The organism is Streptococcus sanguinis (genome assembly GCF_020729765.1).
In the GTDB taxonomy this organism is placed as follows: Bacteria; Bacillota; Bacilli; order Lactobacillales; family Streptococcaceae; genus Streptococcus; species Streptococcus sanguinis_Q.
In genome coordinates, this window is sequence record NZ_JAJEPD010000051.1 from 91,886 (window position 1) to 116,207 (window position 24,322).

Here is a 24,322-nt window from a genome sequence, read left to right on the forward strand (position 1 = left end):
TGATTTTAGGAGTGTTTCTGAATCTCTTCTCGATACTCCGATATCGTCTTTCCTGTCCACTTTTTAAAGGCTCGTGAGAAAGAAGATACTTCTGAATAGCCCAGCAAATAGGCTACATCATCCGTTGTCATGTCAGGATTTTTGAAGTAACCAAAGGCTAGAATCTTCTGCACATTTTGCAATTCCTGGTTAAACTTGGTCCCTTCTGCCGTCAGGCTTCGTTGCAAGGTTCGGCTGCTAATGCCGAGAGTCACTGCGATATCCTCGATACTAAAGGCCCCACTTGGGATGGCCTGGTAGAGTTTTTGCTGGACGAGTCCTGTAAAACTTTCACTCGTCGTAGCTTCTGCCAAACGCTCTTTGAGCTGAGGCTCTAGGTAATCTAACATGACATTATTGGCTGTCAGGAATGGCTTCTCTAAATCTGACTTTTTAAAGACCAGTTCATTTCCTTCCATTTCTTCCACATGACAGCCAAATACCGTAAGACTCGCTTCTTCATAAGTATAAGGAGCGCCCACATGTACTGGAATGATATTTTCTCCTGTACCTGTCCGAATCAAATCCACCAATAAAAGCTGTTCATTGAGAAGGGCGAAACGAGGCAAGTCAAGCCCTGGATAATCATAGCGATAGCTAACACGGACTAAGTCATCAAAGGTCTCAATGCTGACAACAATGGGACCTGTGATTTTCTTGTATTTGGCAAAATGTTCAATTGCTGCGAGACCATTTTTCGACGAAAGGGCCGCAAAGAAAGGGGGCATGAACATCTGAATATCCTTGATACGGCTCATGGCGATAATCTGCTCATCAGTGGCAACCTTGTCAAAAGCCGTTAAAAGATGGTAGTAATCAAGGGTTGAGAGGTTCAGTTCTTCCTTCCAGGTGGTATCTGGCAGATTGGCTAGTTCCAGAATCATATTCAAGTCTAACCCGATCAGTTTCAAATTATCAATATATTGCTGACTGAGACTGAGACGCATAGGGTTTCTCCATTTCTATTAACGCATAGAAATGAGCATCATACGGTCGAAGAATTTGTCACCAAAGATACGGCGAATACCGACCAATAGTTTTCCTCCACGTCTAACTAGATAACGTGTTTTAGGGTTACGAGAGTTGATGATTTTCAAGACAGTACGAGAAATGACTTCTGGGTTTGAACCTGGTGCTAGGTTGTTTTCCATAGCTTTGATGTAGCCATTGACCAAACGGCTGTAAGCTCCATTTTTTGACTCATAGGAGAAGTGTTGACCAACTGTTTCGTTGAAACCGGTGTTGATCATACCTGGTTCTAAGACAACGACTTTGATACCAAATTCCTTGACTTCCATACGAAGGCAGTCACTGAATCCTTCAATGGCATGTTTTGATGCATGGTACCATGCCCCAAGTGGTGTATAGATTTTTCCACCCATGGATGAAGTGTTAATGATAAGACCATCTTTTTGAGCACGCATGTAAGGCAAGACTTTCTTGGTCAAGCGAGCCACACCGTAGACATTAACCTCAAATTGCTGTTGGGCTTTTTCCATGGACAAATCTTCTACTGGACCATAAAGACCGTAACCTGCATTGTTCCAAAGCATATCGATACGACCTTGTTCAGCGATAACTTGCGCTACTACTTTCTCGATATCTTCTTCATTGGTCACGTCCATCTTCATGATGTGACCACCGAGAGCTTCCAAGTCTTTCACCTTGTCTACGCTACGAGCAACTGCGTAAACTGTGTGACCCGCTTTAATGAGGTCTTGGGCTGACAATTTTCCCATACCTGATGAAGCGCCTGTGACTAAGATAACTTTTTTATTTGACATGATGATTTCCTCTTTTGTTTTATTTGATTGATGAGACTATTATACGATACAAAATCCGACAAGTAAATGACAGATTCTAACAACGGAATGACAATTTACGCCAAAACAACTGGTAAAAAACAATCTGCCTCATTCTATCCATTTTCTGTTATAATAAACTGTTAGAAATTTCAATGAAAGGTCTTCTTATGACAAATCTTATCAAACACAAACGGGTAGAGTTTAGCGAGCTTTTTTATGACTTGGTTTTTGTCTACGCGATTTCCAAAACAACTGCCCTCATCCATCATSTTCATCATGGGGTTCTATCCCTAGATGCTATCTTCGGTTTCCTGATGTCACTTCTAGTTCTGGTCAATTCTTGGATTATTCAGACCGTCTACACGAATCGCTATGGGAAAAATTCTCTTTTCAATATGGTCGTCATGTTCGTCAATATGGCCATGCTACTCTTGATATCAAACATGATTACTAATGACTGGCAGTCCTATTTTCATGCCTTCTGCTGGACGATTGGGACACTGACCTTGACCTTATTTTCCCAATATCTGGTTGAATATCTTCGAAAATCTACAAGCTCTGCTAATCGTAAAAGCATCAAAGGTTTTCTTTGGATGACCGGTCTTCGAACTATTTTGGTCTACCTAGCTGCTCTTTTGCCAATTCATCTTGGGATTCATGTCTACATGACTGGGATTCTCCTAACCTTTATCATGCCCGTCCTATTGACACGAAAAGTTTCCCATTTTCAAATCAACCTGCCCCACCTGATTGAACGCATTTCGCTTCTAGTTATCATCACTTTTGGTGAGATGATTATGGGACTAGCTGATTTCTTTACCCTTGAACATTTCTCCATCCGTTCTATCCTTTACTTCATCATCATGGTCAACCTCTTTATGAACTACTTTGGTCAGTTTGACCATGCCATTAATGAGAAAGGTGAGAATAAAGGAATCTTCTTGATTTATAGCCACTATCCAATTTTCATTGGTGTGATTATGGTCACTGTTTCTATGAGTTTCTTGGTCAATCCTGAAGCTCACCACCTCTTTGCGACTAGTTTCTTCTATACGGGTATCGGGCTCTTCCAAGCTGCGGTCTTGTCAAATGGTCGCTTCAACAAGAGTTACCTCCGCTATAACAAGTTCTTTCATGGGTTCCAAGCAGGAATCTTCCTTCTCGGATTGGCCTTTTCATTCCTTTTTTCAGCCAGCCCAACCATCGTCATTGCTATCGCAACTCTGATGACCTTAGCAATGGAAATTCATTTTACTCATTTTTATATGACACAGACCAAGAAATTCTCAACACCTAATTGGGAATTGTTCTAACAAAAGACCTTGAGAAAATATTCTCAAGGTCTTCTTTGTATTTGATAACAATAGCATTTTATTGTCTAATGCAGACTTGATTGAAATCTCCTGCAAATGCAATGCAAACTAATTATTTCACCACGATATTAACTAGTTTATTCGGCACGCTAATCACTTTTACAACTTCTTTGCCAGCAATTTCAGATTTAATTTTCTCATCTGCCAGAGCGATTTCTTGCAGTTCCTCACGGCTCAGGTCCTTAGCTACAACTAACTTAGCACGGACTTTACCCTTGATTTGCACTACGATTTCAACCTCTGCCTCGACCAGTTTGCTCTCGTCATAAGTTGGCCAGGCTACGTTGGAAATGCTCTGGCCTGTTTGAGCTACTGCCTGCCAGAGTTCTTCAGCCAAGTGCGGTGCAAAAGGCGCAAGCAATTGAATGAAACCTTTAGCATATTCGACATAGAGTTTTTCTTCCTTGTTGGCTGCATTGACAAAGATCATGAGCTGGGCAATAGCTGTGTTAAACTTGAGCTCCTCAATCTGCTCTGTGACAGACTTGACTGTTTCGTTGTATACCTTGTCCAAAGCTCCGCTATTTTCAGAGACCAGCTCCTTAGAGTTAAGGAGACGATAAACCCGATCCAGGAACTTACGACTGCCTTCTAACCCTTCCTCGCTCCAAGCGATGGATGCATCCAGTGGCCCCATGAACATTTCATAGACACGCAGTGTATCGGCACCGTATTGCTCTACTACATCATCTGGGTTGACCACATTCTTCAGAGACTTAGACATCTTAGCAGGCGCCTGCTCCAGCTCTTCTCCAGTTTCGATGTTGAAGAAAGAACCATCGCGTTTTTCCACCTTGTCTGTCGCCACTAGGGCACCTCGACTATCACGGTAGCTAGTCCCCAGAATCATCCCTTGGTTAAAGAGTTTTTGGAAAGGCTCTTTGGTTGGCACCACTCCGATATCATAGAGGAATTTGTGCCAGAAGCGAGCATAGAGAAGATGGAGTACGGCATGCTCTGCACCACCGATATAAATGTCAACTGGCAGCCAAGCCTTGAGCAAGTCTTCGTCTGCTAATTTCTCATTGTTGTGTGGGTCAATGTAACGCAGGTAATACCAGCTGGAACCAGCCCATTGAGGCATGGTATTGGTTTCACGGCGTCCTTTGACACCATCTTCCCGAGTCACTTCTAGCCAGTCAGTCAGATTTGCTAGAGGGCTTTCACCGGTACCAGAAGGGCGGATATCCTTGGTTACAGGCAAGACAAGTGGTAATTCACTTTCAGGAACTGCTGTTGAGGTGCCATCTTCCCAATGAATGATTGGAATCGGCTCACCCCAGTATCGTTGACGGCTAAAGAGCCAGTCGCGCAGACGATAGGTGACTTTTTCATTTCCGACACCTTCTGCTTCCAGCCAAGCAACCATCTTCTCAATAGCGGCAGCCTTATCTAAGCCATCTAAGAAGCCAGAGTTAATGTGCGGACCGTCTTCTGTGTAAGCAGCTTCAGCAACATTCCCACCCTCTAGAACCGGAATAATCTCCAAGTCAAACTGCTTAGCAAACTCCCAGTCGCGCTCGTCATGCGCTGGAACAGCCATGATGGCTCCTGTTCCGTAGCTAGCAAGCACATAGTCAGCAATCCAGATTGGGATTTCCTTGCCGTTGACAGGATTGATAGCATAAGCTCCTGTCCAGACACCAGTCTTCTCCTTAGCCAAATCAGTCCGAGCCAGGTCGGATTTGAGGCTGGCTGCGTGTTTGTAGTCTGCTACTGCTTGGGCTTGTTCTGCACTTGTAATGGCATCAACGAGAGCATGCTCTGGAGCCAAAACAGCATAGGTCGCACCAAAAAGGGTGTCCGGACGAGTCGTAAAGACGGTGAAGTCCTTATCTGTGTCCTTAATCTTGAAGGTTACATTGGCACCAGTTGACTTGCCAATCCAGTTGCGCTGCATATCCTTGATAGATTCTGGCCAGTCCAATTCCTCCAAGTCATTGAGCAGACGTTCTGCATAGGCTGTGATTTTCAGCATCCACTGACGCATGGGTTTGCGGACAACTGGATAGCCACCGCGCTCAGATGTACCGTCTGGCAGAACTTCCTCATTAGCGATAGCCGTTCCCAGCTCTTCTACCCAGTTTACTGGCACTTCAGCTTCATAAGCCAGGCCTTTTTCGTAAAGCTTGGTGAAAATCCACTGGGTCCACTTGTAGTAATTAGGGTCAGTTGTATTGATTTCTCGGTCCCAGTCATACGAAAATCCTAGAGCATTGATTTGACGCTTGAAGTTGGCAATGTTTTCCGCTGTAAAATCAGCTGGGTCATTCCCTGTATCCATGGCGTATTGCTCAGCCGGCAGGCCAAAGGCATCCCAGCCCATAGGATGAAGGACATTATAGCCCCGAGCCCGCTTGTAGCGGCTGAGGATATCTGTCGCCGTGTAGCCCTCCGGATGCCCTACATGGAGCCCCGCTCCTGATGGGTAAGGAAACATATCCAGCGCATAAAAGTTAGGCTTGTCCTTATCCGTACCGGTCTTAAATGTATGATGCTCTGCCCAGTATTTCTGCCACTTGGGCTCGATTTCTTTGTGATTATAATAAGCCATTCTTTTCTCCATTTTTTGTACTGTTTCTATTATACCATTTTCAAGGGATTTTGAAAGACGGAATCCAGTTTTCACTGACAAAAACTATAACTCATCTCTAAAGCGTTAGTCTCTGATTGACCTCTAAAATTAAAAGTTGTATAATTCTGACCGGAGGAATAATCATGAATTTACAAACTATTTTCACTTATGTTTTCTTTGTTATTTTTATTAGCACAGAAATGTGGATTAAAAATAAAACTAAGTCAAACAATGTAAACGACTCTGCAGATAAAGGGAGCCGCTACATCATTATTGGCAGTGTTATCTGCTGCTTATTTTTGATAAACGGACAATTTCTCGACTTTGTCTCCCACTTACCCAGCCTCACTATCTATCTTGGAATCCTCATCTCCCTAGCAGGGTTCGCATTGCGGGTCTATGCAGTCAATTATCTCGGAAAAAACTTCACACTGGCCGTTCAAACAACCGATAGTCAACAATTAGTAGACCATGGCCCTTATTCTATTGTAAGAAATCCTGCCTATACTGGCAGTATCTTGTCTATCCTTGGCCTATCGATTACCTCATTAAATCCTCTTACAATCATTATCAGTCTTATTTTACTCGTGTTAGGATATAGCATTCGACTTAGAGTAGAAGAAAAAGCTTTAGGCAATCACTTTGGGAAAAATTACGAAGCTTATTGCCAAAAGGTTAGATACCGAGTTTTTCCTTACATCTGGTAATCTCACCAAAAAACAAGCCACGCTGTCAACCCTGCGGTTGGAAGGTGGCTTGTTTTATATTTTGCTTTTATTTATCCAAATCCCTGACATATTGGTCAACCGCTAGGATGGCACCTGCAATGTCAGAAGCTGAGATCTCAAATGGCATCTGATGGATGGTTTCGCCCTCAATCGTCGCTTGCTGACCAACTTTGAGCAAATCTTCATAGCTGGCATTTTCTAAATGCATTTCTTTCAGAGTTGTCGGCATACCAATCTTTTGATAGAAGCGAATATATTTTTCCAATTCTTCTTTAGAACGGTTTTCTAAGAAGAGCTGGGTCAAGGTTCCATAGGCTACTTTTTCGCCGTGGGTCAAGTGATGAATATCGCCTGTAAGAGCTGTAAAGCCGTTGTGGATAGCATGGGCTGCTGCTAAACCGCCGCTCTCAAAGCCGACGCCACTGAGAAGGGTATTAGCTTCAATGATATTTTCCAGAGCTGGGGTCACGACTTTTGCTTCACAGGCTGCAATAGCCTGCAGGCCATCTGCAAACAGGGTTTCTTCACACTTCTTCGCAATTGCTACACCAGCTAAGCTCTGTCTTTGTCCCAGCATGGTAGTGCCATTTTTTTGCTGGACGGCACGCGCCTCTACCCAAGTCGCTAAACCATCTGCAATCCCAGAAGCCAGAAGTCGTTTTGGCGCTCCAGCAATCACTTTCGTATCCACCAAGACTAGTTCGGGGTTTTTACTATAGAAAATGTACTTTTCAAAGGCGCCATCTTCTGTATAGATAACAGAAAGTGCTGAAGTTGGGGCATCTGTAGAGGCAATGGTTGGCGCAATGACCACAGGACGTCCTAGTATGTCTGCAATCGCCTTCGCACTGTCAATCGTTTTCCCACCGCCTAGACCAATAACTAAGTCTGCTCCGTCTTTTTCAGCCAGAGCAACGACCCGTTCTATTTCAGCGTCAGAAGCTTCTCCGTTAAAAGCGACATGCAGCACATGAAAACCATAACGAGTAAGATAGTCATGGAACTTCTCCCCAACAATCTGGTAAACCACATCATCACAAAGCAAGACTGGATGGCTTCCTAACTGAAGAATCTGTTTTGCATTTTCAAACAGGGCATTTTCTCCCTGAATATAACGAGACGGGCTTGCAAAAATTCTCATAGAACACCTCTTTCTTTTTTATAGATAGAGCATTATATATACCTTTTAAATGTATTCCTGATTGTGAATTGCTGACCAGTCAGTAGCAAAGTCATCTACTGCCTTAGCGATAGACGGCATGGCAAAGGCTGCTGCAAAGATATCTGGTCCAGCTGTAATGGCTTGAGCCCCATCAGCAAAAGCACGATTGATTTGTCCAACATTCTTAAAGGAAGCTGCCAATATTTTGCTGGCGGAATGATCCCGCTCAATCGCTTGAGCCAGCTGGCTAATCACAGCATCTGAATCAATATTGAGATTTTCCATGCGGTTATAGTAAGGAGCAAGATAGTCAGCCCCCGCTTCAATGGCTAATAGCCCTTGAAAGGTTGTATAAATGGCTGTCGCTGTAATCTTGTAGCCCTCTGCTTTGAGAGTTTTGATAGCTGCCAGCCCAGCCGGTGTAACCGGAACTTTAATGTAGACAGCATCGCCGCATTTTTTTCGAATTTCAGCAGCATCTTTCAAGATTCCCTCATAATCCTTGGCAACAACCTGCACATGGATAGATGGACCTTCTCCTATGATTTCCCGAACAGCGCGAATCCGTTCGAAGAAGTCTATTTTTCCTTCTTTTTTTGCGATGGTCGGATTAGAAGTCACTCCCGCCAAGGGGAGGACTTCCGACCATTTTTTTATCTCCTCTAAATTTAAGGTATCAAGCATGAATTCCATAAATTGGACCTCTTTTACAATGTGTGCTCCGTACGTCCGATAATATCATCTTGTGTCGCCTTGGAAAGCACATTGAAGAAAGCAGAGTAGCCTGCAACGCGAACAATCAAATCGCGGTGTTTTTCAGGATGCTTCTGAGCATCAATCAATGTTTCCCGAGAAACGACATTGTATTGGATATGATAGCCATGCAGACGGTTAAAGAATGTACGAAGCAAGGCAATAAGTTTCACTTTATCTTCTTCCTTAGACAGGGTCTGAGGATTGACTTTTTGATTAAGCAGAACGCCACCTACGATTTCGTCTGTCGGTAATTTAGAAACAGATTTCAATACAGAAGTCGGGCCATTCTTGTCCATATTGTGGGATGGAGAGCAGCCTTCAGCGAGCGGTGTTCCGGCATTGCGGCCATCTGGTGTCGCCAAGGTACCGCGACCTTGACCTACATTGGCTGAAATAGAAGATGTTCCAGAGTATCGGATACCGCCAATTGGACCACGGCCATAACGGGTATTTGGATATTTAGCGATTTCATCCACATAAATATCATAAGCATCTGTCACTAGCTTATCTGCGTAATCATCATCATTACCATATTTCGGTGCATCATGAATCAGCATCTCTTGAATTTCTTTACCACGCTCACCTGCATAGTCCGTTTCAAGTGCATGCCAGAGTTCAGCCGGAGTCAGCTTGCCTTCCTCAAAGACCAGCTTCTTGATGGCTGCTAGTGAGTCTGATAGATTGGCAATACCGACTTGAAGACCAGAAATATAGTCATAGACAGCTCCGCCCTCTTTCAAATGCTTACCGCGTCCGATACAGTCATCTGTCAAAGCTGAGCAGAGGATATCCGGCACTTCTCTCTCAAGAGACAGGTCGATAGAATTTTCCACGATGACACTCATGCGGGTCAAATGGCGCAAGGTCTTGTCCCAAGCCGTTTGCAGCTCAGCAAAGCTCTTCATATCTTTAAAATGACCGAAGCTTGGCGCAAAGCGCTTGCCAGATGCCGGATCAATCCCATCGTTCATAGTGATAAGAAGCACCTTAGGGAAGTTCATGTAGCTCATACCTGTACAACGGTAGCCCCATTTACCAGGCACAGCAGTTTCCACACAGCCGATAGCACTGTAGTCGTAAGCATCTTCTTCTAAAACGCCTTTGGCGATAAAGGACGGGATGATGATTTCATCATTATTGAAGGCCGGCATACCGAAACCAAGCTTCATGACTTCGATACACTCATTCATAAAGCGAGCATCTAAGCCTGCATGATAACGAACAGTCAGATTCGGCTGAGGAAGATGAGTTTGAGCTACAGATTTCAACACAAGGTAGGAAAGCGGGTTGACTGCATCTCTCTTATCTCTCGTTTGGCCACCGATTGTCACATTTTGATAAAGGGGACTGCCCGCAGATGAGAATGTGTGAGCCTGGCTGCGTACTTTATTAATGGTAATCGTCTTAATCCAGAGATTGGTTAAGCGTTCCACAATACTAGCCTCTGTCTCACGTCCAGCTTCCAAATCTGCCTTGACATAAGGATACATGTACTGGTCAAAGCGTCCATAAGAGAGTGAATGTCCGTTGGACTCAATCTGAAGGATACACTGGATAAACCAAACAGACTGAACAGCTTCAGCAAAGGTTGATGCTGGCTCGTACGGCACTTTAGAACAGATTCTAGCGATTTCTAAGAGCTCTTGACGGCGCTTAGGCTCTGCTTTTTCAGCAAGCTGATTGGCCAAGGCCACAAAACGCTCCGCATAAGCTTTCACAGCATCTACTACGATGAAAATGGAATCATAGAAGTGGTATTTATCAATACTAGCCGGATCGGTCAAATCCAAGGCTTCCTTAGCTGCGCGAGCTTTTTCTTCAAAACCTTTCAGTCCATAGGCCAAGAGTTTTTGATAGTTGACCGCCAAGTGAGCATCCCCAGAGTTCATCTTTCCTTCCATGCCAAAGAAGCCAGTTTCCATATAAACCTGAACTTCCTCTGGAAGTAAAGCTCCAGCTCTCGCACGGAGGTTATTGTTTTCCCAGAAAGGAGCGATGCCGCGGAGTTGCTCTTTGGTTTCTTCTGTAATGTAGAAGACATCTCCATCCCGTTTCTCAAAAAGATCTAGTTCATTGAGTACAAACTCTAAAGTATACTCTGGGAAAATAGGCGCATCTTTATTAGATGAAGCCTGATTACCGACAATCATCGTTTCATCTTCAATATAAAGCGTCATATTTTCCAAAATCTCTTTGAGCATGTAAGCACGCTTCAACACATTTGGTTTTTCCTTATGCTTATCATAAGCCTTGGTAGCTAAGACAGCGCGCTCTGCATCAATATAGGGCTTTTTATTTAAAACATCTTCCCGATATTTATTCATCCGCTCTGTTAAGCTGCCAAAATAGTCTGTTTTTATTGTTGTTTTTTCTACTTCTTTTACTTGAATCATTTGGCCACGACCTTTCTTATGAAATTTAATTTATTTCTTTCGTAACTATTGTAACATGCAAAATCCTAGAATTCAATCATTTATAGGCGATTACAGAATTAAAGATTTTTTGCACATTTGTGCCATCTGAGCCAAGAAACTTTTGTGTTTTTATCCATCAAAATCAGATTATTCTTCATTTTTCAATTCGTTATTGTAGGCAATCTTATCCTGAAACTTCACAAATGGGAAATAGACAAAGGCGGACATGGCTAAGATGACAATTTGAATGACTGCCCCTTGCCAGCCAGCGACCATAAAGCCAGAAATGATAGCCGGTGTACTCCAAGGCAAAGTCACACCTGCGAATGGTTGCATAAAGCCGACCGCAATCGCCATGTAGACAATCAAAGCGGCTAGAACCGGTACCAAAACAAAGGGCAGGAACATAACCGGATTCATCACAATCGGAAAGCCAAAGACAACTGGCTCATTGACATTAAAGATTGCCGGGAAGGCAGCAACTTTCCCCAGTGCTTTGTACTGCTTGGACTTGGCAGCAAAGAGCATGGCCACGACCACTCCGAAAGTAATACCGGAGCCCGACAAGATAAGAAAACTATCCAAAAATTGCTGGGTCACAATATGAGCGCCTTGACTGACAGACAACTTATCTGCAGCAAGCAGGGCCTTATTAGCATCCAGATTTGACAACAGCAAGGCTGTTACGACACCATTGACAACAGACTGGCCATGGACGCCAAACCACCATAAGAAAGAAATGAAGAAAGCAATACCGATAGCTCCATACAAAGAGCCTGTCAGACCTTGCAGAGGCACCTGAATGACATCGTAAATCATCTCAATAAAGGTACCGCCACCTGTCACTATCTTGGCAATAATATAAACAAGCATTGACAGCAAGAAAATAACGAAAGCAGGAATCATGGCTTCAAACTGCTTGGCAATCGCTTGAGGAACCTGCTCTGGCATTTTGATGACAATATGCTTTTGAATGAAAATCGTATAGATACTGCCAACTGCCAGACCAATGAGAATGGCCCCAATGATTCCTTGTCCGCCAAACCAGACCTTGGCAATCGCATCTGCAATCGCCTCACCCTTTTCTGGTATGTAGGAGGATTTCAAAAGGATAAAGAAAGAAGAAAGAGACAACACCCCTGCCGGCAGAGGCTCTACACCGCTGTTCTTGGCATAAGAATAACCAATTGAAAAACAGGAAATCAGCCCCATAATGGCAAAGGTACCTGAATAAACCTGCATAAACGGTTCTGTCCAGTCTGCTCCAAACACACCAGCAATGGCTTGATTTAGACCTTCAAACGGCAATTGCCCTACAATCAAGAATAGACTTCCCACAACTGTAAGGGGCAAAATTGCCAACATACCGTCTTTTAAGGCGATAATCCCGCGCATATTGACAAACTTCATAATCGGCGCAATGATTTTTTGAGTATCCACTTTAGACATAACGAAGCTCCTTGATTTTAATGTTTATCCAACAAACTCAAAGCGAGGTTTAACACTTTTTCGCCATCTAGCATACCGTAATCAGCCATCGGAATAACTGCAATCGGAGTATGGCAACTGTCGCAAATAGCTGTAGATTTGTCTAGTGTATAAGCTACCTGCGGGCCCAATAAAGCGACATCCAGATCCGCTGCATAATCAGCCAACTTAGCCTGAGAGTAGGCTTCAATCTCAGCTTCCAGCCCTTTTTCAGCTGCAGCTATTTTCATATTGTTGACCAACATTCCTGTTGAAAAACCTGCCGCGCAAAACAAACCAATCTTAACCATCTTTTCATCCTCCTGATGATTTATTTTTCCCCTTGTAATTCTCTTCTCAAGTCGATGATTTCTTTGATGAGGTTAATCTCTGTAATGCTAGTCATCAAATGATCTTGAGAATGAACAAACAGTGCTGTAATCTCTGTTTTCGTTCCTCCAGCTTCCTGAGCTAGGAACTTGGTCTGCAAGTTATGGGCCTCTAACAGCGCCTTATCTGCAAGCTCAATCTGCTCATCGCATTCTGAAAACTTACCATCTTTAGCTAGTGATAAAGCTTGATAAATATGCTGCTTGGCATCACCAGCGTCTAAGATAAGACCCATGATAATTTGATCTGCTACAATCATTTCCATATGTTACAATCGCTCCTATCTTTATGATTAACAAAAACTTGTTCTTTTGTTTGAAAGTGATTTATTTTTGTTTGTAACTAGAATGTATCACCTTTATCTCAGTCCGTCAATATATTATAGAACAAATTAGCTTATTTAAATTATTTTGCACATTTGTGCAGAATAAAAACTCCCCCCATAAAGGACAGTTCTATACAGCTGTATTCATCTGCGAATCAAAGGCACTCTATTAGATAAGAACGATAAGCAGATTCGACACAAAAAAGAAGCAGCAGCTATTTGCTTCTACTTCCTCATATATGCTATTTTAAGAAATCGAAACTTATCTTTTTATACGGCTTTCTCAATTTCCTTTGCTATTTTACTTTTCCGCAATTTCCTCTGGAGGATGTATTTCAATAAAACAGCAGGATTCAGACTGTAGGATAATTGCCATTTAAAATAATTAATCCACTCGATGATAGCAAAAAACCAAATTGCTAAAGAGATTATGGACGTGGGAAATTCACTGTAATTTAAAATAATTATCAGGGCCCCTACACCTAGTAAAATAAGGTCTAAGATCTTTAGTATTCTGTAAATCTTGCCTGTATATCTTTCAGCAAATCTTGGATTGGAAATCCTTTTTATCAAAATCCACCAGAAAACAGAGCCCTGTATCAAAATAAAACTCAGTACAAACAAGGAGAAAGAAATAGAAATCAAAGCTCCAGTAGTAAGAATCCATTTTTTGAGAAGGAAAAAATTCATCCAAAATACTAGCACAGCGACTAGCTCCCCTGTGGCTAAACTAGTCAATTTTCGTTTCATTGGCTTTTTCAAATCAAGAATCCACCTCCATACATAGCTGCTAATCCACTATTAAAAAATAGAATCCCTAAATTCCGTCTTGGAAATCTCTTGCACCTGAGATTCCACTGACATCAAGAAGTGAAGAAACTCCTATCTCCATCCAAGTCTAGCATTTTTAGAATCGTCGCTTCATCTGTCACCAAATGATTAACATAGCCAGCTCGCAACACTGCTAAGATGGCAGCAGATTTTTGACTGCCATAGGCAAAGGCCAAACTAAGCGGCACCTTTTTCAAATTTTCCAAAGAGATGGCAATCGTTCGATTTTGCAAATGCTGGTAGACCATCTCCCCTTTTTTATTAAAGAAGCGGCAGCAGATTTCTCCAACAGCATCCTGACTCTCTAGAGCAAGAAAATCCTCCGAGGTCAGCATGTCCAACCATTGACGATTTCTCGTGTCAACCTGCCCTCCAATACCAACCACAGCCACATCCAGCTCCTGCCAGCTACTTTTCAGATCTTCAAAATATTTAGAAGCCAATATTCCATTTGTCAGCTGCTCATCTTCCTGAATAATCGTGGAATTCATAAAACGGCAGTCCCCATGGTATTTTCCAGCCATGCTATAGATGAGGGTGTTCACATGATAGCGTGCATGGATATGACTCGGTCCACCTGCCAAAGGAAAGAAATGGACATTTGTCAAATGCTTGCTGCTGGAGTGCTCTACTAAAAGGCTCAAGCTCTTGCCCCAAGAAAATCCCACTTTATCATTGTCTTTAATCAGGCTGCGTAGCATACCTGCAGCAGCTTGAGCCAACCTCTCTTCCAGGTCTGCTGGAGATTCATCCACTAAATTACTGACAATTTCGATTCCCTTGAGCCCGTATTTTTCTTTTACATAGTTTTCCAAATGGAACAAGCGAGTATCAAAGTCTTCAATCTCAATCTTTACAATGCCCTCTTTTTTCGCTTCTGCCAGCATTCGGCTGATAGTGGTGCGATAAATCCCTGTCTCAGCCGCAATGTCAGACTGGCTTCTTTCTTCGATATAGTAGAGATAAGCAATTTTTGCCAATAGTTTTTTTCTTTCATTTTTCATCTTATCTCCTTCTCTCTGCTAGATTAGGGTCAGCTTGATATCGGCAGCTTTCAAGCGCTCAACAGCCTCTTTCGGAATCGCCTTGTCAGTCACCACTTGCGCAATCTGCTTGAAGCCAAATCTCTTAACCGTTCCTTTTCTGGTAAACTTACTTGAGTCCGTCAAGACAATCATCTGGTCAGATGCCTCTGACATATACTGCACAACCTCACTCCGCATCAGATCCTTGCCTGTAAAGCCTAGATTTTCATCATAGCCATCTGTTCCGACAAAAGCATGTTCTACGTGGAAAAAGCGGATCATTTCCTTGAGAAGAGGCCCTACTGTCACTTGAGAATCTTTCTGAAATTCTCCGCCCAGTAAGATAATTTTACAAGAATCAGTTTGTTTTATATAATCCGCAATAAAATAAGAATTGGTAATAATCTTGACATTCTTCTTCGTCCGGCAGATTTCCTCAGCTAGCAAGGCACAGGTCGAACCTGATTCGATCATAATGGTTTCATTATCCTGAACGATTTTTGCTGCTTCCTGGGCAATTCGGCGCTTGGTATCATAATGAAAGGAAAGTCTGACATTCAGATCATCGCCGCTATTTAAAACAGCATAGCCATGCTCTCTGCGCAACAGACCTTTGGTTTCCAGCTTATCCAAGTCCTTGCGAATCGTTACTTTGGACACTTTTAAGCGGTCAGACAAAGTATTGACATCGATTCGTTCAAATTCAGATACTAATTTAACAATTTCATCTAAACGTTCCATTCTATCACCTCTGCTATTATTGTAACAAAAGACGCCTTAAAAATAAAATAAAAATAACTTTCATTCGTAATTGTTTTTCTTTCTAAAATAAGTTATAATGATTGTATCCAAAGGAGGCCTGAGTATGGAAACAACAAAAGGAATTATTTTCAACATCCAACATTTCAGTATTCATGATGGACCAGGGATTCGTACAACGGTTTTCCTCAAGGGCTGTCCTCTGCGCTGCCCTTGGTGCTCCAATCCAGAATCACAGCAATTCAGACCCGAGCCTATGCTGGATGCTACTACCAAAAAAAGCATCACTATGGGGGAGGAAAGAAGTGTAGAGGAGATTATCAACGAAGTCCTAAAGGACAGAGATTTTTATGAAGAATCTGGCGGCGGCCTGACCTTATCTGGCGGAGAGATTTTCGCCCAGTTTGAATTTGCCAAGGCCATTCTCAAAGCCGCTAAGGAAAAAGGGATTCATACCGCTATCGAAACAACTGCCTTTGTAGAACACGAAAAATTCGTGGATCTCATCCAGTACGTTGATTTTATCTATACAGACCTGAAACATTATAACTCTGTCAACCACCGCAAGGTGACTGGAGTAAAAAACGAATTAATTGTTCAGAATATCCACTACGCCTTTACTCATCAAAAGACGATTGTTCTGCGCATTCCAGTCATTCCAGATTTTAACGACTCCTTAGAAGATGCAGAGCGGTTTGCGACTTTGTTTAATGAACTATCCATCAATCAAGTCCAGCTGTTGCCTTTCCATCAATTTGGCGAAAATAAATACAAATTACTTGGCCGAAAGTATGCCATGGAAGATGTCAAGGCCTTGCACCCTGAAGACTTATTTGAATACCAAGATGTCTTTTTGAAGCATGACATTCATTGTTATTTTTAGTCTTTAATTTTCAAACACTAAAAAACAAGCTACGCTTTCAGCCCTATTGTTGAAAGGTAGCTTGTTTTATTTATTCTCCAAATAGTTGGAGTTTACTTTCAATTTCCTGACAGACCCGACTGGACTGCATACCGACAGCTGCAGCGCTGTCGCGACAATACTGGAGCAGGAAAGTGTAGTATTTGTAGTAGAAGCTCAGGTCATAGCCCAGCTTACCCAAAATGGCTAGCTGCTCCTCAAAACCTACAATCAAGTCTCGGAACCACTGCTCATTCCAAGTCATGGAGATGCTATTTGGCCGCAAGCGATAGTAATAGAGCGGTTCATTGAGGTAGATAATCTTCTCTGACTGAAGATACAGCTTATAAGTTGTGAAGGCATCTTCGGCCACTCGGCCGACTGGATAGCGCACTGTATCAAAGAGCTCACGCTTATAGAGCTTGGCCCAGGCACAGAGAAAGACACCGTCTAGCATGCGCCGTCTAGGGTACTCCTCGATTATCTCTTCTCGCGTATAGAGGGTTTCAAAATGCTCTGTCGAATAGTAGAGGAAGGCTGAATCCTCTGCACGGAAGCTACAGTGGTGACCAATGGCAATATCCGCATCGTACTCCTTGAGCTTTTCATAAAGGCGGGCAACATGCTGCTCAGGCAGCCAGTCATCCGAATCCACAAAAATCAAATAGTCTGCACTAGAGTGCTCAATCCCTGTGTTGCGGGCACCGGACAAGCCTTGATTTTCCTGATGAATAAGACGAATCCTCGCATCCTGGTCAGCCAGCTCTTGGCAAATCTGACCAGAAGCATCTGTTGAACCATCATTGACTAGAATAATTTCCAGATTTTGATAGGTCTGACGACAGACACTGTTCACACACTCTGCTAAATACTGCTCAACATTGTAAACAGGGATGATAACACTGATTAATTCCTGAGACATAATAACTCCTATTCTTTTCCTGTCTTTTTATTATACATGATTTTTTAGGTTTGTGAGGTGTTTTTGGAAAATAAGTTTTTAAAGGATAGTTTCAGCTTTTTAGACACATTTCGATTCATTGTTCAATTGTTTTGTTTTTACACTTATAAAAATCTTTCGTTCTTTATTTTGTGCTATACTCGAATTAGGGATTTTAAGGGAGATTAGGAAATGTTTGGATTCTTTTTCGTCGCATTCGTGGCTGTCTTTGGCATCGTCTTTTTTATCAGTTATAAGCTACTTGAAGACCGAGAAGATACGGACTCGGATTGGTCGTCCAGCCACAGCCAAGATCCTGACTATTTCCAGCAAACCCAGACTGCCCCTTGGGAACTCAAATATAACAAGGGAAAACAGGGAGAGTACCAGCTTGGTCAGGTCTTGAACCAGCTCTATGGCTACAAAAAGATTTTGTACAATCTCTATATCTTCAAAGAAGATGGCACTACCACTGAGATTGATGCCCTGCTGATTCACCCGTCTGGGATTTATATTTTTGAGTCAAAAAACTACAAGGGCTGGATTTTCGGCTCAGAAAATCAGCAATACTGGACTCAGGTTCTTTCCAGAGGCCGAGGAAAATCCTACAAGAATTCTTTTTTCAATCCCATTATTCAAAATAAAGTCCATCTCAAATGGCTCAGCTACTATCTCAACCAATACACCCCAAATCTATATTCCTATATCGTCTTTGGCAATGACTGTCAGCTTAAAGAAATCCATCTAAACAGTGACAGGCATAAGGTTATTCAGACCTGGCAAGTGATTGGGGCAATTGACCAGCAGGCCTGCCAAAGTCCAGTCTACCTGTCGCCTGAGCAGATTGACGACCTCTATCGTATGCTGCTACCTTTGACCAAACGAAAGCAGGTCATCAAAGAGCGCCATATTAACAGCATTGCCCAGAATAAACAGCGTAGAGAAGCAGAAAAGATCTGCCCTCGCTGCCAGCATAGATTGGTGCTCCGTACAGCATCCAAGGGTTCTAGGGCTGGTCAGCAATTTTGGGGCTGCTCCAACTTCCCAAGATGCCGCTTTACTCAAAAATACCAAGAGCCTGTCTGCAGTCCGCCCGCTGCGCAAGCACCTAATTTTGGACAGCCTGTCGTGCAAAACCTAAATCAAACACAAAGCAACAGCAGATTCTAGCTGTTGCTTTTTTGTAGATTATTTTTTTCTCTAGCTTGCAAAACTAAGATTTTTTCTTCAAGCCAAGGAAACCAGCTGCCAGTCCTAAGAGCCCGAATCCCAGCAGATTGGTCAATAGACTGCTTTGGCTGCCGGTCTTAGGTAGTTGTTTGGAAGAAGCTTGTTGAAGAGTTGGCTCTTGAGACGCTGCTTGAGGATCCGTCTGGCCGCTTGTTTTGTAGGTCAGATTTTCCGCTTGGCTACTCTTTGGATCAGGGCTTGCAGGGGTTGGCTGCTGGGCTTGATTTTGAGAGGCCTGCTCCATATCGGCTAACGGCACGATACTCTTCATGAATACATCTTGTGAAATGGCCCTTTCTTCGACTGCATCTTGAATACCAGTGAGGCTGACAAAATAGTAACGAGCCCAATCCTTGGTCAGTCGCTGAATACCAGCCAGACCAGCTCCTGGATACCAGAGCGGCTTACTTACTTCTTCAGCAAATTTCCAGTCACCACCAACTTGAATACCAAGCTTGGCATCTGGGTCAGATTTTTCAGAAATACGAGCTTCTACGGAAACTAAAACAGCCCGAATGGTTTGAGGATTTGGAATATCACGGGCCTGATCAGAACCCCAGTGGGCAACCCGATCCTGCTTAGGTAATACCTCAATAGCTGTTCCCCCGCCAGCCAAGGCTTCCTGCCGGGCATCTCCTACGTTGCTGGACATATTCCCCTTGAATTGAGAAACCCATTGAACCCCTTGAGGGTGATCCACAATTTTCTCCCAAACATTGGAGTCCTTCCGGAGCACAAAAGCCTGCATGTTACGAATATCCGCCCAAGCATTACTGGCCTTATTGTCCGTCATTTCCATCACAACGCCCCAGGGATCAAATTCATTCATCCATTTGCCGCGTTCCTTGTCAAAGACAGCCTGTGCTTCTTCGTCGGTCATCCCTTCGCCTTTATAAGCTAGGTAGTACCAATCAGCTGCTGGGTCATAAGTCGGACGGCCGCCTAACACGACGGCTCCGCCATTAAATTGGCCGGGGCCACCATTAGGACCGCGCTTTTGACGCTCCCCATTTTCTTCAACGACATTTTCCTCCGACCAAACCCAGACATCCCCTTGATTGGCTCCCATCTGAGCAATGGCGCGCTGCTTCTGCTCATCGGACATGACCTGACTGGCTGGCAGCTCGCTAGCGGCTGCAGCTGATTCGGCCTGATTTGCAGGAGCTGCTTGGGGTTCAGCTACAGCTGGATTTTCAGCCTCGGGACTTGCTTGCGCTGCTGGAGAAGCCGGCGTTTCAGCTACTGCGGCAGGGGCAGGCGCAACATCTTCTGCTTCAACTCTTGATACAACTGTCAAAGCTGCTAAGGACAAGAGGGAAGCACATAGCAGCAAGCTGCTCCCATACTTAGCAGCAGAAGCAGATTTTGCTATGGCTTGCCAAGAAAACTTATTATTCATATCATTCTCCTTTCATAAGGCACAGAGTCGAGCTTAATCAATAAAGCAAGCAGACTGATTCGCTGCTCTTAGGCTTCATTGATTCTGAATAACAAATAATCTCCCAGCAAAAACAAGCTTAGGGCAGAGGATTCCCTGCGCTCTTGTAAATCTTATACCAATCAGCTCGAGAGAGCTCAATATTAAAAGCAGCCACCATTGAGCGAATTCGCTGCGGATTCATGGAGCCAACAATCGGCTGCATTTGTGCTGGATGACGCAAAATCCAGGCGAGAACTAGGGCTTCAAAAGAAACTTGATAGTCTGACGCAAAGGCATGCAGAGTTTCTGTAAGCTGAGCATATTTAGGATGCTCCATAAAAAGTCCCTGGTTCAAGTCGACCTGAAATGGTGACCAAGGCTGAATCGTGATATGATGCAATCGACAATAGTCCAGCACACTACCGTCCCGAACGATTGCTAAAGGATTGAGCATATTGGCATTGAGCCCAGCATCCAGCATCGGAGTGTGGGCTGGACCAAACTGCAGTTGGTTGGCAATCAAGGGCTGCTCCACACTTTTCTGCAGCAGCTCGATCTGATAAGGGTTTTGATTGCTGACTCCGAAATAGCGGACCTTCCCGGCTTGGTGCAGCTGTGAGAAAGCCTCAGCCACCTCTTCTGGCTCCACAAGAGCATCTGGCCGGTGCAGGAGGAGCACATCCAGATAGTCCGTCTGCAAGCGCTCCAAGCTGCCTTCAACCGAGCTGATGATATAATCCTTAGAAAAGTCAAAATGGTAGTTGGTGTGAACATCCCGCAGTCCGCACTTGGACTGGATGAGAACTCGTTCCCGGGGAATCTTAGCCGAGCGAAGAGCCTGTGCAAACTTGGCTTCAGACTGGCCGCCAGCATAGACATCTGAGTGGTCAAAGAAATTAATTCCCACTTCTAATGCTGTTTCAAGAACGGAAACGACCTCTTTAGGATCATGCTCTGCCAGTCGCATGCAGCCCAAAACCAGCTGACTGGCTCCTTCCAGTTCATTTCCGACTGTCATATATTTCATCGCAACACCTCATTTCTTATAGACTGGATGGTCAAGCAAGGTCAACTCTTCAATCTTGACATTTTCAGTTTCAAAGACGATAAATTCATTCTTTTCCTTAAGCAGGCTAGACGGCACATAGAGATAGTGAATCGGCCCTTCATTCCAGTAGCGGCCTAGGTTGAAGCCGTTGACCGAAATACAGCCCTTCCCATACTTAGAGCAGTCGATGAAGGTATCAGCGATATCATCCAACTCTGCTTCAAAGCGATAGAAGGTCGGTGCTTTGACTTTTTCCGGTGGATCTGAGTAGCAGTCTAACTTGGCCAGCATTTCCTGGTCAAACTTAAGCGCATAATGCTTCCAGCCCTTGCGGAACTGGTGGTTAATCATGATACCCCCCTTGACTCCCTTGGATTGACTAGGTGCGCCCAGCTTGTAACCATAGTTTACACGCCCCATATTTTCCACCAGCACATCAATCTGAATTCGCTCGGTGTCAGCTGAGAAGAGCATCTCATCACCGATTTCTTCCCGATACTGGGTAGCTAGGTGCTCCTGATTGACATAGAAATGGCAGCGGTCATGAGTCTCCAAGGCCTTGAGCCTTTCCTCATGGTATTGATTTTTGATATCGGAACGGTAGAGGATATAGCCATAATTCTGCCCAATCTGCTCCATAGGCTGCGGATAATCCAGCAAAATTTCCTCTGTGATATCCGCTGCCACATCCAGCAGGTTTGCAGTACCTAGCAACGGAAAACTGCCATAGGCCTTGGCCTGTCGGCTAATAGGCTCCATCTGCTCAAGCTCTGGAAAGACCTCGTGGGTCACCCGCTGAACAGCGTAGTATTTCTCTGTTGGCTGCCCCCACTCAGTAATAGGTGCGTCAAAATCATAGGAGGTAATCTGTGGCAAATCCTTGGTCTTGCGGGCTGAACAGCCACTGATAAAGCCAAAATTGGTCCCACCTCTCAATAGGAAAAGGTTCATGCTGCCTAGCTGCAGCATTTCTTTGACATCCTGAGCCAAATCTTCTGCCTCTCGCCGAACGATTTCCTCGCTCCAGCGGCTGAACCAGCCATCCCAAAACTCGGTACACATAAGTGGCCATTTCTTGCCATAGCGCTCCATGAAAGCTCGCAGATTGTCTGTATTTTCCTTGGGTTGAGAGCCAAAATTCCCCGTCACAAAAATATCATCCTCAATCAAAGTTCCAGACTCCAAAGCCTCTATCCATGTCCCATCAGAAGTAAAGAGGGGAACCGTAACGCCACGAACCTTCATCATCTGCGCAATGCTGCGCATGTAGGCCTTGTCCTCGGCATAAGACCCGTATTCATTTTCCACCTGCATCATGAGGATAGGGCCGCCTTGATCACTCTGATAGGGCAGAAGCTTGGGAAAGAGCCAGTCATAAAAATGACTGACCTTTTCCAGAAAAAGCGGATGATTGACCCGCAGGCGCATCGAAGGATATCTCAAGAGCCAAGCCGGCAAGCCGCCAAAGTCAAACTCTGCACAGATGTAAGGTGTCGGACGGACAATGAGATAAAGCCCCATCTCCTCAACCAACTTGAAGTATGCTTCAAAATCCAGCATGCCCTCTGCCTTAAACTGACCTTCCTGAGGCTCATGCAATGCCCAAGGAATATAGGTTTCTACCGTATTAAAGCCTAAAGCTTTGAGATTGTAAAGGGTATCTCGCCACTGGTCTGGATGGAGCCGGAAATACTGAATAGCTCCCGATAAAATCTTAAAAGGCTTGCCATCCAAGTAAAATTCTTCTTTAATTTCAAATTTTGCCATCTATCCAAGCTCCTCCTGTTTATCTGCCATCTTGACAAAGGGCAGATATATAGCGGTTGAAATAGCGATATTAACCAGCGAAAGAATAATTGCCCGCCAGTCGAAGGCTGTCGCAAAGAAACCGTAGAGAATCGGCGGCATGACCCAGGTGACGTTTTGAGTAACCGGCGCAACCAAGCCCATAGAGGTTGCAAAGTAGGCTACTGTTACCATGACCATTGGCGTCAGGACGTATGGAATAAACATAATTGGATTCAAAACGATTGGCAGGCCGTACATGACTGGCTCACCGATGTTGAAGACCATTGGGAAAATTCCCAACTTAGCCACTTCGCGATAGTGCTTGTTCCGAGATTGCCAGAGAATGGCAATGGCAACACCAATCGCATCAAACCAGACAAAAGCACCGAAAGAATTATCCGTCCACATGTAAGGAATCGCATGCCCAGCCTGATAAGCTTCCAGATTGGCCAGCATGGTCACACCAAAGAGACTGGCCATAACTGGCGCCAGCACATTACCACCGTGCAGTCCGAAGAACCAGAAAATCTTATTGAGAAAGACAATGAGCAGCACAGCCCAGAAACTTTGAGACAAGCTGAGAAGCGGTGCCTGAAGAATCTTGTAAATCCAGTCAATCAACAGCTCGCCTGTCACCAGATTAAAGAGGTAGGTCGCAATCCCCACGACATACATGGCAATCGCAGCCGGAATGATAGACAGGAACGGCTTCATGATAGCTGGCGGAACGGAATCTGGAAGTTTGATCGTCCAGTTACGATTCATGACCTTACAAAAGATGATGACAGATACAAAGCCAATCAGAATAGCAGTAAAGTAGCCACGCGCACTAATCTGGTCACCTGGAATGACACTGTTAATCGTCACAGACAGGTTACTGCCGTCAAGTTTTAGCTCTGGAAGTTTTGAAATCGCCTTGCTCAGCCCCGGTGTTTTGCCAGCCAACTCAAAGGTTTTAGTAACTGATCCACCAATGGTAATGATATAGGAAGCAACTGCTACCAGACCAGCAGATACCTTATCAGTATTGTAAATCTTAGCGATATTGACCCCGAAAGTAAAGAGGAACAAGAGAGTAACGATAGGAATACTGCCCTTAAATACCAGCCAGTTAATATCAATCAGCCACTGGAAGGTAGAGGAAATCCAGGTCCAGCCGAACTGTCCTGGCAAGTCAGATAGAAAGGCATTTACCATGAGGGCGAAAGAGCCCGTCATAATCACAGGCATGGTCCCAATAAAGGAATCCCGCAGGGCAACCAGAAATTTTTGGTTGCCGATTTTATTGGCAATAGGCATGAGACGCGCTTGCCATTTATCAACCAAACTACTCATCTGCATTTCTC

General features: G+C 44.1%; 21 protein-coding genes. 4 read left to right on the forward strand and 17 right to left on the reverse strand.

The annotated features are described in order from the left end of the window. Nucleotides 1-5 precede the first annotated feature (5 nt). Entirely contained in the window at nt 6-986 is a 981-nt protein-coding gene (locus K4H96_RS07355; RefSeq protein WP_223337912.1) for a helix-turn-helix domain-containing protein, read from the reverse strand. A gap of 18 nt (nt 987-1,004) precedes the next feature. Beyond that, nucleotides 1,005-1,823, reverse strand: a complete 819-nt coding sequence (locus K4H96_RS07360; RefSeq protein ID WP_061592280.1) for an oxidoreductase — start codon at nt 1,821-1,823, stop codon at nt 1,005-1,007. A 188-nt stretch (nt 1,824-2,011) separates the two neighbouring features. On the opposite strand from K4H96_RS07360, the gene K4H96_RS07365 reads away from it, so the two are divergent. After that, complete coding sequence (locus K4H96_RS07365; protein ID WP_227956445.1) at nt 2,012-3,157, forward strand: low temperature requirement protein A; 1,146 nt, start codon at nt 2,012-2,014, stop codon at nt 3,155-3,157. A 112-nt stretch (nt 3,158-3,269) separates the two neighbouring features. On the opposite strand, the gene leuS is transcribed toward K4H96_RS07365, so the two are convergent. Next, nucleotides 3,270-5,771, reverse strand: a complete 2,502-nt coding sequence (gene leuS, locus K4H96_RS07370; RefSeq protein WP_223337913.1) for a leucine--tRNA ligase — start codon at nt 5,769-5,771, stop codon at nt 3,270-3,272. A 164-nt stretch (nt 5,772-5,935) separates the two neighbouring features. Here leuS and K4H96_RS07375 point away from each other — a divergent pair, with 164 nt between their 5' ends. Next, nucleotides 5,936-6,499 carry a methyltransferase family protein gene (locus K4H96_RS07375; protein ID WP_223337914.1) on the forward strand — a complete coding sequence of 188 codons (564 nt, stop codon included), beginning with the start codon at nt 5,936-5,938 and terminating at the stop codon, nt 6,497-6,499. Nucleotides 6,500-6,566: 67 nt separating this feature from the next. On the opposite strand, the gene K4H96_RS07380 is transcribed toward K4H96_RS07375, so the two are convergent. The 9 genes from K4H96_RS07380 to K4H96_RS07420 all read right to left on the reverse strand — a co-directional run bounded on the left by K4H96_RS07380 (nt 6,567) and on the right by K4H96_RS07420 (nt 15,631). Further along, nucleotides 6,567-7,661, reverse strand: a complete 1,095-nt coding sequence (locus K4H96_RS07380) for a glycerol dehydrogenase (protein ID WP_002914442.1) — start codon at nt 7,659-7,661, stop codon at nt 6,567-6,569. Between the two features lie 45 nt (nt 7,662-7,706). Further along, nucleotides 7,707-8,375, reverse strand: a complete 669-nt coding sequence (locus tag K4H96_RS07385; protein ID WP_223314782.1) for a fructose-6-phosphate aldolase — start codon at nt 8,373-8,375, stop codon at nt 7,707-7,709. A 14-nt stretch (nt 8,376-8,389) separates the two neighbouring features. Further along, nucleotides 8,390-10,831, reverse strand: a complete 2,442-nt coding sequence (locus tag K4H96_RS07390) for a glycyl radical protein (RefSeq protein WP_223337915.1) — start codon at nt 10,829-10,831, stop codon at nt 8,390-8,392. Nucleotides 10,832-10,999: 168 nt separating this feature from the next. After that, nucleotides 11,000-12,301, reverse strand: a complete 1,302-nt coding sequence (locus K4H96_RS07395) for a PTS sugar transporter subunit IIC (RefSeq protein WP_002896657.1) — start codon at nt 12,299-12,301, stop codon at nt 11,000-11,002. A 17-nt stretch (nt 12,302-12,318) separates the two neighbouring features. After that, nucleotides 12,319-12,630: a PTS sugar transporter subunit IIB gene (locus K4H96_RS07400; RefSeq protein ID WP_002896658.1), complete on the reverse strand. Its 312-nt coding sequence runs from the start codon at nt 12,628-12,630 to the stop codon at nt 12,319-12,321. A 20-nt stretch (nt 12,631-12,650) separates the two neighbouring features. Further along, nucleotides 12,651-12,974 (reverse strand): PTS lactose/cellobiose transporter subunit IIA, encoded by a 324-nt coding sequence (locus K4H96_RS07405; RefSeq protein ID WP_002896659.1) that lies wholly within the window; start codon nt 12,972-12,974, stop codon nt 12,651-12,653. A gap of 330 nt (nt 12,975-13,304) precedes the next feature. Next, nucleotides 13,305-13,796, reverse strand: a complete 492-nt coding sequence (locus K4H96_RS07410) for a hypothetical protein (RefSeq protein ID WP_185773105.1) — start codon at nt 13,794-13,796, stop codon at nt 13,305-13,307. Nucleotides 13,797-13,897: 101 nt separating this feature from the next. Continuing rightward, entirely contained in the window at nt 13,898-14,869 is a 972-nt protein-coding gene (locus tag K4H96_RS07415) for a sugar-binding transcriptional regulator (protein WP_002914450.1), read from the reverse strand. A gap of 18 nt (nt 14,870-14,887) precedes the next feature. Further along, complete coding sequence (locus tag K4H96_RS07420) at nt 14,888-15,631, reverse strand: DeoR/GlpR family DNA-binding transcription regulator (RefSeq protein WP_002896662.1); 744 nt, start codon at nt 15,629-15,631, stop codon at nt 14,888-14,890. Between the two features lie 124 nt (nt 15,632-15,755). On the opposite strand from K4H96_RS07420, the gene K4H96_RS07425 reads away from it, so the two are divergent. Continuing rightward, complete coding sequence (locus K4H96_RS07425; protein ID WP_049553228.1) at nt 15,756-16,532, forward strand: glycyl-radical enzyme activating protein; 777 nt, start codon at nt 15,756-15,758, stop codon at nt 16,530-16,532. Between the two features lie 70 nt (nt 16,533-16,602). Here the strand turns inward: K4H96_RS07425 and K4H96_RS07430 are convergent, their stop codons facing one another. Continuing rightward, nucleotides 16,603-17,472: a glycosyltransferase family 2 protein gene (locus K4H96_RS07430; RefSeq protein ID WP_223337916.1), complete on the reverse strand. Its 870-nt coding sequence runs from the start codon at nt 17,470-17,472 to the stop codon at nt 16,603-16,605. 210 nt (nt 17,473-17,682) lie between these two features. Here K4H96_RS07430 and K4H96_RS07435 point away from each other — a divergent pair, with 210 nt between their 5' ends. After that, nucleotides 17,683-18,660 carry a nuclease-related domain-containing protein gene (locus tag K4H96_RS07435; RefSeq protein WP_223337917.1) on the forward strand — a complete coding sequence of 326 codons (978 nt, stop codon included), beginning with the start codon at nt 17,683-17,685 and terminating at the stop codon, nt 18,658-18,660. Between the two features lie 43 nt (nt 18,661-18,703). Here the strand turns inward: K4H96_RS07435 and K4H96_RS07440 are convergent, their stop codons facing one another. The 4 genes from K4H96_RS07440 to K4H96_RS07455 all read right to left on the reverse strand — a co-directional run bounded on the left by K4H96_RS07440 (nt 18,704) and on the right by K4H96_RS07455 (nt 24,317). Continuing rightward, nucleotides 18,704-20,119: an LPXTG cell wall anchor domain-containing protein gene (locus tag K4H96_RS07440; RefSeq protein WP_223337918.1), complete on the reverse strand. Its 1,416-nt coding sequence runs from the start codon at nt 20,117-20,119 to the stop codon at nt 18,704-18,706. 118 nt (nt 20,120-20,237) lie between these two features. Then, nucleotides 20,238-21,167, reverse strand: a complete 930-nt coding sequence (locus K4H96_RS07445; RefSeq protein WP_223337919.1) for an aldo/keto reductase — start codon at nt 21,165-21,167, stop codon at nt 20,238-20,240. A gap of 9 nt (nt 21,168-21,176) precedes the next feature. After that, nucleotides 21,177-22,955, reverse strand: a complete 1,779-nt coding sequence (locus tag K4H96_RS07450) for a glycoside hydrolase family 35 protein (protein WP_223337920.1) — start codon at nt 22,953-22,955, stop codon at nt 21,177-21,179. Continuing rightward, nucleotides 22,956-24,317: a PTS sugar transporter subunit IIC gene (locus tag K4H96_RS07455; RefSeq protein ID WP_002896670.1), complete on the reverse strand. Its 1,362-nt coding sequence runs from the start codon at nt 24,315-24,317 to the stop codon at nt 22,956-22,958. Between the last annotated feature and the right edge of the window lie 5 nt (nt 24,318-24,322).